Raw genomic sequence first — 12506 nt, forward strand, 5'->3', positions numbered from 1 at the left:
GTAAATAGACTTTATGCCTATAATAGGGCCTAATTAATTATCATCGCGATGAAATCTGTAATTGATGTTCTGGGGGAATAAATCTTATTTTTTAATTTTATCAATCACCGACACCCTTGCAAGTAGAATCAGCGGGTAAACGGTATGGCGGCAATGAAATAATAAAGTTAATAAAAAACTTTAAATTCATTGAATGTATTTAATTCACGCCTGCCGCTTATTTGAGTTTTTCTTCTCTATTTGTAAGGAGCGTGTTATGAAAACTATTCCATGCGCACTTATGCGTGGCGGCACCTCAAAAGGGGCCTTTCTGTTAGCAGACGATCTCCCTGAAGATACGCAGAAACGTAATGAGGCGTTATTAACTATCATGGGTTCAGGCCATGAGCTGGAAATCGACGGGATTGGCGGCGGTAGCCCACAGACCAGCAAGGTGGCGATTGTTAGCCAATCGACCAGTCAACAAGCGGATGTGGATTACTTATTTGTTCAGGTCATTGTCAATGAACGCCGGGTAGATACCACGCCGAATTGCGGCAATATGCTCTGCGCCGTGGGTGGGTTTGCCATCGAAAAAGGACTCGTCGCGGCAACCTCTCCGGTGACACGGGTGCGCATCAGGAACGTGAATACCAATACCTTTGTTGACGCAGACATTCAGACCCCGAATGGGCAGGTGGTTTATGAAGGCGGCACGCATATTGACGGCGTTCCAGGCCAGGCCGCACCCGTTGGCTTGACGTTTTTGAACGCTGCAGGGGCGAAATCCGGCCAGCTATTCCCCACCGGCAACCGGGTCGATATCTTTGATAGTATTCGCGTGACCTGTATCGATATGGCGATGCCCATGGTCATTATTCCGGCGCAAAGCCTGGGCAAAACAGGATATGAGTCAGCGAGTGAATTAGATCAGGATAAAGGCTTTTTTCAACGCCTGGAATCCATCCGCAAACAAGCTGGCGCGGCAATGGGATTTGGCGACGTATCAAATATGGTGATCCCCAAACCCGTGCTGGTGGCGCCACCACAGCATGGTGGAACACTGACTGTTCGCTATTTCATGCCGCATAGCTGTCATAAATCGTTGGCGATCACCGGCGCCATCGGCCTGGCGAGTTCATGCATTATTGCTGATACCGTGGTTAACGAAATGACCCGCATGGCGGGGGATGGCCTCATTAACGTTGAGCATCCCAGCGGAAGCATTGATGTGAGTCTGAGCAATACTCATGGGCAGCCAGAAAACATTCGCGCATCGGTTATTCGCACCGCGCGTAAAATTCTCTCGGGAATGGTTTACCTGCCAGATTAATCATCTCACCAGACAATTTATAAATTATTCGAAACAGAGTGCCCGATTTTTATTTTGGGTCATTCCTGAGCGTTTTTATATGATTAATCCAGGCAAGGAATCAAAATGGATAAAAAATCGTTATGGAAACTATTGGTTATTATAGCCATACCAATACTGATAAGTGTATTTCCCGCACCTGAAGGGTTGACTAAGCTAGCATGGGTGTTGTCAGGTATTTATCTGGCGGCCATCGTTGGTTTAGTGATCAAACCCTTTTCCGAACCGGTTGTCTTGTTAATCGCCGTCGCTGCCTCTATGGTGGTGATCGGTAATTTAGGCGACGGCACCATAAAGTCATCGAGCGTCTTAAGCGGTTATGCTTCCGGCACCACCTGGCTGGTGTTCTCTGCATTCACCCTCAGTGCCGCTTTTGTCATTACCGGCTTAGGTAAACGTATTGCTTATATTCTTATTGGCAAGATAGGCAGTACGACGCTGGGATTAGGCTATGTCACCGCTTTTTTGGATCTGATCCTGTCACCCGCTACGCCGTCGAATACCGCGCGTGCTGGCGGTATCGTTTTACCGATTATCAATAGCGTGGCTGTGGCCCTGGGATCGGAACCTGAACATAGCGCAAAACGCGTTGGTCATTACCTGATGATGAACGTCTATATGGTGACCAAAACCACCAGCTATATGTTTTTTACGGCGATGGCCGGCAATATTCTGGCGCTCAAGATGATTGAGGATATTTGTCATATCAAATTGAGCTGGGGCGGATGGGCGCTGGCCGGCGTGTTGCCAGGCATCATTATGCTGCTACTGACGCCGCTGATTATTTATAAGCTTTATCCCCCTGAGCTGAAGAAGGTGGATAACAAAGCGATAGCCAAAGCCGGTATTGAATCCTTAGGACCGATGACGTTACGGGAAAAAATGCTCTCCTGCCTGTTTATCATGGCGCTGGGCGGTTGGGTATTCAGTAAATCGCTGGGCGTGAACGAATCAACGGTCGCCATTTGTGTGATGGCATTGATGCTGGTATTAAAAATCGTCAGCTGGGATGATGTGATTAAGAACAAAGGTGGCTGGAACACACTGATTTGGTATGGCGGCATCATCGGTTTGAGCTCATTGCTGTCCAGCGTGGGTTTTTTCATGTGGCTGGCTGACTTGCTCAAAAATAACATTTCTTTTGGCACTCATAGTACGCTCGCCTTCATCATTATCGTGGCGTTAAGTATTTTAGTCCGTTACTTCTTTGCTTCGGGCAGCGCCTATATTGTGGCGATGGTTCCAGTTTTTGCCATGCTGGCCAATGTGTCTGGGGCGCCGGTGATGCTGACTGCATTAGCTCTGCTGTTTAGTAATTCCTATGGCGGAATGGTCACTCACTATGGCGGTGCGGCGGGCCCCGTTATATTTGGTGTGGGATACAACGATATTAAGTCCTGGTGGATTGTGGGCGGTATATTGGCACTGTTGACTTTCATCTTACACATTACCGTAGGGGTATGGTGGTGGGAGTTATTAATGTACTGGAAAGTGATTTGATGTAGCTTTGAGAGTGTCAATACGCCCGCATTTTATTTTGCATCACCTGCTGTTATTAAAAATATTATTTTTATTTGCTGAACGAGGGATTATCTATTTATGTCACCAGTTGCCATTACCTTGTCACTATTACTATTTTCAATCGTGATGTTTGTTTGGGAAAAAATCCCTCTGGCTGCCACGGCAATGATTGTCTGCATTGTTTTAGTCGTAACCGGAATTTTCGATGTGAAAACGGCTTTCGCCGGATTTATTAACCAAAATGTTATTTTATTTGTGGCGATGTTCGTGGTTGGCGGCGCCCTGTTTGAAACCGGCGTCACCGATAAGATTGGCGGCATAGTGACGCGTTACGCCAGGTCAGAGAAGCAGCTTATCGTTATTATTATGCTGGTGTGCGGCCTGCTATCCGGGTTTTTATCCAATACCGGAACGGCTGCGGTGCTGATACCCGTGGTTATCGGCGCTGCTATCAAGTCTGGCTATGCGCAATCTCGCCTGCTGATGCCGCTGGCGTTTGCTTCGGCGCTGGGGGGAAACTTATCTCTCATTGGCTCCCCGGGCAATCTGATCGCCCAGTCGGCGCTGGAGCAAGTCGGGCAACGTTTTGGTTTTTTCGAGTATGCCAAACTTGGTATTCCCATGCTGCTCTGCGGGATCCTCTACTTTTTGACCATAGGCTATAAACTGTTGCCGGCAAAATCGGCAAGCAGCAAAGCAAATGCGGACAATGGTAGAAAAATTTCTTGCCCAAAATATAAGCAAGTGATTGCTGTTCTGGTATTGGTATTTACCGTCCTGGGAATGATTTTCGAGAATATTATTGGTTTACCCATTGCCATTATTGGTTCCATTGGCGCTTTATTCTTAGTCATTACCGGCGTCATTACGGAAAAGCAGGCATACCAGTCAATTGATTCACAGACTATTTTTCTGTTCGGCGGAACCTTAGCGTTAGCGAAAGCGCTTGAAACCACCGGGGCCGGGGAAATCATGGCTCGCTCTGTTATCGATCTGCTTGGTCAACAGGCTTCACCATTTTTACTGCTCAGCTCAGTATTGGTCATCTCCTGTGCATTAACCAATTTTATGTCAAATACGGCAACGGCCGCCTTACTGATGCCAATCGGTTTGTCTATTGCCAATTCGATGGGGGCTGACCCACGGGCGGTGCTGATGGCTATTGTGGTGGGTTGTTCGTGTGCCTATGCGACGCCAGTGGGAACCCCGGCGAATATGATGATTTTTTCCGCCGGGGGGTATCGATTTATGGATTATGTCCGGGTCGGTCTGCCGCTGATTATTATATCGATTATTGTGAGTTTTATTTTACTTCCCATCTTCTTCCCCTTCTATCCGTAAGCGTAGGTGGGCAGGAAAAAGGTTTTAATTTTATCTACAGCAAAGGATGCAAATCATGATTAAATTACATGAACATGGGGTTTATTTATCCCATGAGAATGGTATTGTTGCGGAAAAGTCATGTTCATTTCCCGTCGATAAGGAAAGTGCCCGTAAGGGAACGATCTCCTGGTCAATTCTGTCGTCCCATAGTCGATCAGCCGACGAGCGGAAGTTAAAAATTCAGTTTGATTCCATAACCTCCCATGATCTTACCTTCGTTGGCATTATTCAGACAGCGAAAGCGTCCGGGATGACGCGCTTTCCCTTGCCCTATGTTTTAACCAATTGCCACAATTCACTTTGCGCAGTGGGTGGCACGATAAACAGTGACGATCATATTTTTGGCCTGACATCGGCGCAGAAATATGGCGGGATCTATGTTCCTCCGCATATTTCCGTTATCCACCAGTATATGCGTGAAATGATGGCGGGTTGCGGCCAAATGATTCTGGGGTCGGATAGTCATACCCGCTATGGCGCACTGGGCACGATGGCGGTTGGCGAAGGGGGCGGTGAATTAGTTAAACAGTTGCTGGGCAGTACCTGGGATATTGATTATCCAGAGGTTGTCGCGGTGTATTTAACCGGTAAACCGGCAGCGGGGGTTGGGCCGCATGATATTGCGTTAGCGATCGTTGGCGCCGTCTTCAAGAGCGGCTACGTGAAGAATAAAGTGATGGAGTTCATCGGCCCCGGTGTGTCCAGCATGTCGACCGACTTCAGAAACAGCATCGATGTGATGACCACCGAGACTACCTGCCTGTCCTCCATCTGGCAGACGGATGAAGAGACGCATAGTTTCTTGCGCCTTCATGGCAGGGAGAAAGACTATCGGGCGCTGGCGGCAAAAGACATGGCATACTATGACGGTTGCGTTGAGGTCGATTTAAGCACTATCAAGCCGATGATTGCGTTACCGTTTCATCCTGCCAATGTCTATGAAATTGCGACGCTTAATGAAAACCTGGCGGACATTTTACGTGAAGTGGAAGTGGAGTCGGAGAAGATCTCCCTTGGGCGCGCGAAGCTGTCGCTGTTAGACAAAATAGAGAACGGTAAATTACGCGTCCAGCAGGGGATCATTGCCGGTTGCGCCGGAGGTAACTATGTCAACGTGGCCCAGGCGGCTCAGGCCCTGAAGCACCATGCCTGCGGGGACAATATTTTCTCGCTCTCTGTATATCCTTCCTCGCAGCCAGTGCTGATGGCGTTAAACAAAAAGGGATTAATTAACGATCTCATGAGCACTGGCGCCATTGTTCGCACGGCATTCTGCGGCCCGTGTTTTGGCGCCGGCGATACCCCGATGCATAATGGTTTAAGCATCCGGCACACGACGCGTAATTTTCCCAACCGCGAAGGTTCTAAACCGGGAAATGGCCAAATGTCCGCGGTGGCATTAATGGATGCCCGCTCAATTGCTGCAACGGCCATCAACGGCGGACTTCTGACGTCAGCTGCGGAACTCGATTGCTGGCAGGACGTACCCGACTATGAATTTGATGTATCACCCTATCAGAGCCGGGTTTATCAGGGCTTCGTGAAAGGGGTAACGCAGCAGCCGCTGATCTATGGCCCGAACATCAAAGACTGGCCGGAGATGAATGCGCTAACGGAAAATATTCTGTTGGTGGTGGCTGCAAAGATAATGGATCCGGTGACCACCACCGACGAACTGATCCCTTCCGGTGAAACATCGTCGTTTCGTTCTAATCCATTAGGTCTGGCGGAATTTACGCTATCCCGTCGCGATCCGGAATATGTCGGACGGAGTAAAGCCATCGCCGCAATGGAGCAACAGCGCGTTAACGGTGAGGATCTCTATCGCGGTTATCCGCAGCTGGAAAATATTTTTTCACGGCTGCGACTGCTGCCTGGCCAGGAACATATTACCGTTGAGCAGACGGAGATTGGCAGTATGGTCTATGCGGTCAAACCCGGCGATGGATCGGCGCGCGAGCAGGCCGCGAGCTGCCAGCGGGTGCTGGGTGGGTTGGCTAATATTTGCCAGGAGTATGCAACCAAGCGCTATCGCTCCAATGTCATTAACTGGGGGATGCTGCCGCTGCAGATGAAACAGATACCTGACTTTGAGGTCGGCGACTTTATCTATATTCCAGCGATAAAAAGTGCGCTGGCAGGCGACCTGAACGATATCACCGCCTTTGTCCTCAGTGATAAAAAGCCGATTCAGCAGATTAGCCTCTATATGGAAACGTTAACCGCCGCTGAGCAAGAGATTATTAAAGCCGGTGGGCTTATTAATTATAATAAAAATCAATTAACTAATAATCATTAATTGATTTCACCCCGTGCTGGCGGCCAGTTCGCTGCCAGCCATTCTTTCCTGCCAAAATCCGCTTTTTTGTGCCAGCACATAAATTGCCGCTGAATAATCATTTAATCTGCCTTTTATTGCGCGGGTCGGGTCTATCAACCTGGCCCGCAGCTATTCACGTTATTCTCATGGAGAGAGGCAATGACCTGTGGACAGGCGTATTTGAGCGGCTGGAAAGAGACCTTTAATTTTAGTGGCCGCGCCAGCCGGCAGCAGTTCTGGACGTTTTTTCTCATCAATGTATTGATCGCCACAGCGCCGCTGGCGGCCTGGTGTCTGGCAACCAGCGTTAACCCTCAATACGGCATCCTCAGTTTTGTTGTCATTCCCTTTGCCGCGCTCTGGCTGCTGCTGATGGCGCTCCCCTTGCTGGCTGTTGGCTGCCGGCGAATGCATGATATCGGCCGCTCCGGGATCTGGTTTGTGTTGGGGGTTATCATTCCGTGGTTTGCAATTATTTCGCTGGCTCTGTGCTGCCTGCGTTCAACGCCGGCACCGTCTCGCTGAGATAATCAATCATCACCCGCATCCTGGCGGGCATATGCTTATCTCCCGCCCACAGCAGCCACAGGTCGCCGGAGTAGCTGCTGATGAATTCCCACTCGGGCAGCACCTGCACGATATCGCCCTTCGCCAGCGCCTCGCGAGCGGTAAACAGCGGCAGGCTGCCAATGCCCAGATGCTGCTTAACCGCGTCGAGGCGGACGGCGGTATGGTTGGCGGCGTACCGCCCGTAGGTTTGCACTGTTTCGCTTTTCCCTTCCCGGCGGAACTTCCAGCGCGCGTCGGCGGGCGTTTCGCCAAGACTAATGCAGCAATGCGCGCGCAGATCCTGCGGCGTATACGGCGTACCGTGCTGCTGTAAATAGGGCTCAGTGGCGCAGATAACGTGCCTGATTGGCATCAGCGGTTTGCCATGCAGACCAGGGGAAGGGGTATCGGTGATGCGCAGCGCCAAATCAATACCGTCATCGATAAAATCCAGAGGGCGATCTTCCAGCCGCAGGCAGACGTCCACCTGCGGGTAGCGATGGAAAAACGCCATCATCAGCGGGTGGATCACAAAGCGGCCGACGGCTTTCGGTACGCTGAGCGTCAGCTTTCCCTGAGCGACCGTTTGGCGACTGCTGGCGGAATCTATCGCCTGCCGCGCCGCTTCCAGCATCTGCTGGGCATGCTGATACACCGTTTCCCCGGCATCGCTCAGTCGCAACTTGCGGGTGGTTCGATGCAGCAGCTTGCTGCCCATCTCCCGCTCCAGCCGCGACACGCTGCGGCTCACGGCGGAGGGCGTCAGGCCGCTCTGGCGGGCGACGGCGGAAAAGCTGCCCTGGTCGACAATCTGGACGAAGAGGGCGAGGTCCGGCAGGAGGTTTAGATTCATTTGTGCTCCCGGGGCAAAAGTGCATTGGCGGGTGGTGGGATTATCGCTGTCGATATTATCAATATACTGGTCGGACAGAGAGGAGAATCACCATGACTGAACGAGTTTATTACACCAGCGATGCTACCGACGGGCGCGCCCAGATCATCGCCTGCACCGCAGAAGCGGATGGCCGTTACGCCATCGAACTGGATCGGACGTTGTTTCACCCGCAAGGAGGTGGTCAACCGGCAGACCGCGGCTGGATAGCCGGGCAGGTGGTTGAGACGGTTATTGTGCGCGGCGACAGCGTGCTGCATATCCTGTCGCAACCGCTTCCCCTCGGTGACGTGGAGATGAAAATTGATGCCTCCGCGAGACAGCTGCATGCCCGTCTGCATTCTGCCGGCCACCTGCTTGGCCTGGCGGGCGAACAGCTTGGCTGGCAACCGGTGAAAGCGCACCACTGGCCCGGCGAAGGGCGGATAACCTTTACCAGCAGGAACAATGCCGCGCTGCCGGACGCCAGTGCGCTACTGGCGCCGGTGAAGGCCTGGCAGGCGCAGGACTTACCGCGTCAGGTGACGTTCGCTGATGGCTTGCGCCAGGTGGGCTTCGGCGAACTGCCCGCTTATCCCTGCGGTGGCACCCACGTCGCCCGTCTGGCGGAGCTGGGCGACGTCGTCGTCAGCCAGATTAAAATAAAGAAGGGGCAGCTGGTGGTCAGCTACACCCTGGCGTAAGCGTTTTATCTCTGCTCAGGATAGGCCTGCTTGCCGTGATAAATGCGCTCCGGTCGGCCGACCTTGCCGTAGCTGATTTCCGCTTCCAGAAAGTCGTTCTTCACCCCTTGTTCCAGATAACGGCGGGCGGTGGTTTTGCTGCTGCCGAGGATACGGGCCAGCGAGTCGGCGGTATGTACCACCGACGGGTCGGCAAACAGCTGGAGCACGCGCTGAAAGGTGCTTTCATCGATCCCGCGCAGTGGTGCGCTGGCGGGTTCCGTTTGCTCCCGGGCCTGAATATTAAACAGTGCATCGACATGGATCTGGCTGGCCTGTTCGCTGGAGCGCAGCGAGCTACGATAGCGGGCAAAGCGCTCCAGCGTGTGCTGCAGGCGCTGATAGTGCACCGGCTTAATCAGGTAATCGAACACCCCAAGACGCAGCGCTTCGCTAATGGTATCCATATGATTATCTGCAGTAATAAAGATAATCCGTCCCTTGTAATGCGTACTGACAGCATGGCGTATCAGATCGATACCTTTGCCGTCGGGTAAAAAATTATCCAGCAGGATCAGCTGCGGTTGATACAGTCTGAGCTGTTTCCTGGCGCTCTCAAGCTTATCCGCAATACCAATGACGTCGAACTGGGGAAACTGTTTAATGTTATCCACCAGGATCTCCGCCAGCATAGGTTCGTCTTCAACGATAAGAGTAGTGATGCTATCCATGATGTTCTTCTCGGGTCAGGGGGATATAAAGCGTAAAGATGGTGCCAAAAGGAATATTATTTTCGACGACAATACTGCCGCCTGCCTGTTCCACATAGCTGCGTACCAGCCAGAGTCCGATACCATGATCTTTGCTGGCGCTGCTGGTGACGCCGCGCTCGAAGATCCGATCGCGCAGCGTCTCGTCAATGCCGCATCCCTGGTCGGCGATCTCAATGATCACTTCGTGACCGTCGCTGTTGATCAGGCATTCTATCTGCCTTGACCCCTGCGGCTGACGCAGGCTGGCATTGTAGGCGTTATCAAGCAGATTCCCCACGATCGAGATCCATTCATTGTGAGAAAGGGCGGTGGGTAATCTGTCAACGAAGCAGGCCGGATCGAATACCAGCTCCAGACCGAGCTCTTTGGCCCGGTAATACTTGCCGATCAACAGTCCGGCCAGATGGTTATCCTGGAAATTCCGCGCGATAAAATCGATCACCTTCTGGTGACTTTCCGACTGCTGTTGGATCAGATCCAGCGCATGATCGTAGCGTTTAAGAAACAGCAGGCCAGCGATAGTGGAGATCAGATTGCGATGCTCATGCTGCACGGCGCGCAGATTATCGGCATACTGTTGCACCTGGCTAAGCTGCAGGCTAAGGGTGTTGATATCGTCTTTGCTGCGAAAGCTGATCACCCAACCCTGTGGCTCATTGTTTAAGATCACCGCCATCCGGCTGGCGATCACTTTGATCTGATTGAAGGTGACGATTTCGTCTTTTTTATTGGCCTGTGGCGCATCGTAGAAAAAGGTCTCCTGCGAGATAACGTTGTTGATCCCTTTGCCGATAAGCGTGGTTTCCGGTTGGCTCAAATTGAGCAGGCGGCGGGCAGTCTGATTAATCGCAGTGATTTTATAACCGGAGTCGATGGCGATAAGCCCTTCGAACACCGATTCAAACAGCACGCTTTGCTGGATCAACAGCTGTGACAGCTGCTGGGGTTCCATATTGAGCATCTGCTTTTTGATATGCAGTGAGAAGCGGCGGGCGCAATAGAGCAGGAGCAGTAACATGATGGCCATCGGGATCAGCAGCGAGCTTATCTGCAGGCTGAGCCAGTTCTCCAGTTGCTCGATGGTATAGCCTACCGACACAATGCCGATCACTTTGCCGGTCGCGTCCTGAATCGGCGATTTACCACGCAACGAGGATCCCAGCGAGCCTTTGCGCACTGACACGTAGCTTTTGGCGTTTATCAATGCCTCATCACTATCGCCGCCCTCCATCGATTTGCCGATTTCATCAGGATTGACGTGATAGAGGCGCTGGCCGCTGGCATCACCGACGGTGATGTAGGTGGCGTCGGAGAACGAACGCATGGGGTCGATAAGGGCTTTGATTCTGGCGAGGTCGCGTTTCTGTACCGCCTCCACCAGCTCCGGCATCGCCGAAATCTGCATCGCCTGAATCAGCGCCCGTTGCCCGACCTGATAATGCAGACGCTCCTCGGTAATGTCTGTCAGATACCATGACATCGCCAGCATGACGATCGTCGAGGTAAATAAGATCAGCAGGAAGATGCGATTCTGAAACGATCGCCGGGCAAACCAGTGGGTGATTTTTCGGGTATACATTGGGTAGATAGACATTAAATTGTTATTCTCCCCGTTTTGCGCCCCCGGCGCCGACAGGTGGAGCACAGAACAGAAAATTTCAGACATGTACCCGGCCCCGTCATGCCAGGAGTGGGTATCAAATCAGCCCGGAGGCGGGGCGACAGCCACACCTCCGGGAAGGATGCCGGCCTACATCGCCAGCACGTACTTGAGCATCACCCCGGCGGCGATCGCCGAGCCGATCACCCCGGCCACGTTCGGGCCCATGGCGTGCATCAGCAGGAAGTTCTGCCCGTCCGCTTCCAGACCCACTTTGTTCGACACCCGCGCCGCCATCGGCACCGCCGACACCCCCGCCGAGCCGATCAGCGGGTTGATTTTGTGCCGGCTGAACACGTTCATCAGCTTCGCCATCAGCACCCCGGCGGCGGTGCCCACGCAGAAGGCGATCACCCCCAGCACCAGGATCCCCAGCGTCTGCGGCTGCAGGAACTTGTCCGCCACCAGCTTGGCCCCCACCGACAGCCCGAGGAAGATGGTCACGATGTTGATCAGCGCGTTCTGCACCGTATCGCTCAGCCGCTCCACCACGCCGCTCTCGCGCATCAGGTTGCCGAAGCAGAACATCCCCAGCAGCGGCGCGGCGTCCGGCAGCAGGAGCGCCACCAGCAGCAACAGCACCGCCGGGAAGAGGATCTTCTCCCGCTTACTTACCGTGCGCAGCTGCACCATGCGAATTTTCCGCTCCCTGTCGCTGGTCAGCGCCTTCATGATCGGCGGCTGGATCAGCGGCACCAGCGCCATATAGGAGTAGGCCGCCACCGCGATGGCCCCCAGCAGCTCCGGCGCCAGCTTGCCCGACAGGTAAATCGCCGTCGGGCCGTCGGCGCCGCCGATGATGCCGATGGCCGCCGCCTGCGGCAGGGTGAAGCTGATGATGCCGAAGTAGTTCAGCGTCAGCGCCCCGAGGACGGTGGCGAAGATCCCGAACTGCGCCGCCGCCCCCAGCAGCAGGGTGCGCGGGTTGGCCAGCAGCGGGCCGAAGTCGGTCATTGCCCCGACGCCCATAAAGATGACCAGCGGCGCAATGCCCGAGCCAATCGCCACCTTATAGAAGATGGCCAGCACCCCGGCGGAGTAGCCCATGTCCACCGCCAGCGTCTCCATCTGCCCCTGCACCGACGGCAGGGCCAGCGCCAGCGCCTCCTTAATGGCGTGGACGTCCGGCGCGCAGTGGAGCTTCGCGGCAATCACCGCCAGCTGCGCCGGGTCGTGGTGGGCCAGCAGGCTCTCCAGGGCGGTGAGCGCCAGCCCGGCCTCCGGGATGTTCGACAGCAGGCCGCCGAAGCCAATCGGCAGCAGCAGTAACGGCTCAAACTTCTTCGCAATCGCCAGCCACAGCAGCAGCAGGCTGACCAGCAGCATCACCGCCTGGCCGGCCCCCAGGTGCATCAGCCCCATGCCCTGAATCAGGGCGTTCAGACTTTCCATTTC

General features: G+C 53.5%; 10 protein-coding genes. 6 read left to right on the forward strand and 4 right to left on the reverse strand.

Annotated features, from left to right (window positions below):
* Nucleotides 1-256 precede the first annotated feature (256 nt).
* The 5 genes from SPE70_RS03490 to SPE70_RS03510 all read left to right on the forward strand — a co-directional run bounded on the left by SPE70_RS03490 (nucleotide 257) and on the right by SPE70_RS03510 (nucleotide 7100).
* Nucleotides 257-1312 (forward strand): 4-oxalomesaconate tautomerase, encoded by a 1056-nt coding sequence (locus tag SPE70_RS03490; protein ID WP_012542901.1) that lies wholly within the window; start codon nucleotides 257-259, stop codon nucleotides 1310-1312.
* 105 nt (nucleotides 1313-1417) lie between these two features.
* Nucleotides 1418-2851: an anion permease gene (locus tag SPE70_RS03495; protein WP_012542900.1), complete on the forward strand. Its 1434-nt coding sequence runs from the start codon at nucleotides 1418-1420 to the stop codon at nucleotides 2849-2851.
* Between the two features lie 99 nt (nucleotides 2852-2950).
* Complete coding sequence (locus tag SPE70_RS03500; RefSeq protein WP_012542898.1) at nucleotides 2951-4213, forward strand: SLC13 family permease; 1263 nt, start codon at nucleotides 2951-2953, stop codon at nucleotides 4211-4213.
* A 55-nt stretch (nucleotides 4214-4268) separates the two neighbouring features.
* Entirely contained in the window at nucleotides 4269-6554 is a 2286-nt protein-coding gene (locus tag SPE70_RS03505) for a hydratase (protein ID WP_136047506.1), read from the forward strand.
* Nucleotides 6555-6734: 180 nt separating this feature from the next.
* Nucleotides 6735-7100 carry a DUF805 domain-containing protein gene (locus SPE70_RS03510; RefSeq protein ID WP_008807490.1) on the forward strand — a complete coding sequence of 122 codons (366 nt, stop codon included), beginning with the start codon at nucleotides 6735-6737 and terminating at the stop codon, nucleotides 7098-7100.
* Here SPE70_RS03510 and SPE70_RS03515 read toward each other — a convergent pair.
* Nucleotides 7048-7977 carry a LysR family transcriptional regulator gene (locus tag SPE70_RS03515; protein WP_008807489.1) on the reverse strand — a complete coding sequence of 310 codons (930 nt, stop codon included), beginning with the start codon at nucleotides 7975-7977 and terminating at the stop codon, nucleotides 7048-7050. The two genes, SPE70_RS03510 and SPE70_RS03515, sit on opposite strands and share 53 nt — an antisense overlap.
* 92 nt (nucleotides 7978-8069) lie before the next feature.
* Here SPE70_RS03515 and SPE70_RS03520 point away from each other — a divergent pair, with 92 nt between their 5' ends.
* The gene (locus SPE70_RS03520) at nucleotides 8070-8699 is read left to right on the forward strand and encodes an alanyl-tRNA editing protein (protein WP_023339572.1); all 630 of its coding nucleotides are present in this window, start codon (nucleotides 8070-8072) and stop codon (nucleotides 8697-8699) included.
* 5 nt (nucleotides 8700-8704) lie between these two features.
* Here SPE70_RS03520 and SPE70_RS03525 read toward each other — a convergent pair whose 3' ends face one another.
* From SPE70_RS03525 to SPE70_RS03535, 3 genes are all read right to left on the reverse strand, one after another.
* On the reverse strand, nucleotides 8705-9409 hold the full coding sequence (locus SPE70_RS03525) for a citrate response regulator transcription factor CitB (RefSeq protein WP_023339573.1): 705 nt from the start codon (nucleotides 9407-9409) through the stop codon (nucleotides 8705-8707).
* A complete protein-coding gene (locus SPE70_RS03530; RefSeq protein ID WP_044649941.1) occupies nucleotides 9402-11030 on the reverse strand; it encodes a citrate sensor histidine kinase CitA in 1629 nt (542 codons plus the stop codon). The genes SPE70_RS03525 and SPE70_RS03530 overlap by 8 nt, the downstream gene beginning before the upstream one ends.
* A gap of 171 nt (nucleotides 11031-11201) precedes the next feature.
* The gene (locus SPE70_RS03535; protein WP_008806669.1) at nucleotides 11202-12503 is read right to left on the reverse strand and encodes an oxalacetate decarboxylase subunit beta; all 1302 of its coding nucleotides are present in this window, start codon (nucleotides 12501-12503) and stop codon (nucleotides 11202-11204) included.
* Between the last annotated feature and the right edge of the window lie 3 nt (nucleotides 12504-12506).

This window comes from Klebsiella sp. ZJOU C1 (genome assembly GCF_035620215.1).
Lineage (GTDB): Bacteria > Pseudomonadota > Gammaproteobacteria > Enterobacterales > Enterobacteriaceae > Klebsiella > Klebsiella variicola.

Bases quoted from the DNA above. Each gene is read 5' to 3' on its own strand.
- SPE70_RS03515 (WP_008807489.1), bottom strand. From the start codon at position 7,977: ATGAATCTAAACCTCCTGCCGGACCTCGCCCTCTTCGTCCAGATTGTC.
- SPE70_RS03490 (WP_012542901.1), top strand. From the start codon at position 257: ATGAAAACTATTCCATGCGCACTTATGCGTGGCGGCACCTCAAAAGGG.
- SPE70_RS03510 (WP_008807490.1), top strand. From the start codon at position 6,735: ATGACCTGTGGACAGGCGTATTTGAGCGGCTGGAAAGAGACCTTTAAT.
- SPE70_RS03525 (WP_023339573.1), bottom strand. From the start codon at position 9,409: ATGGATAGCATCACTACTCTTATCGTTGAAGACGAACCTATGCTGGCG.
- SPE70_RS03520 (WP_023339572.1), top strand. From the start codon at position 8,070: ATGACTGAACGAGTTTATTACACCAGCGATGCTACCGACGGGCGCGCC.
- SPE70_RS03495 (WP_012542900.1), top strand. From the start codon at position 1,418: ATGGATAAAAAATCGTTATGGAAACTATTGGTTATTATAGCCATACCA.
- SPE70_RS03500 (WP_012542898.1), top strand. From the start codon at position 2,951: ATGTCACCAGTTGCCATTACCTTGTCACTATTACTATTTTCAATCGTG.
- SPE70_RS03535 (WP_008806669.1), bottom strand. From the start codon at position 12,503: ATGGAAAGTCTGAACGCCCTGATTCAGGGCATGGGGCTGATGCACCTG.
- SPE70_RS03530 (WP_044649941.1), bottom strand. From the start codon at position 11,030: ATGTATACCCGAAAAATCACCCACTGGTTTGCCCGGCGATCGTTTCAG.
- SPE70_RS03505 (WP_136047506.1), top strand. From the start codon at position 4,269: ATGATTAAATTACATGAACATGGGGTTTATTTATCCCATGAGAATGGT.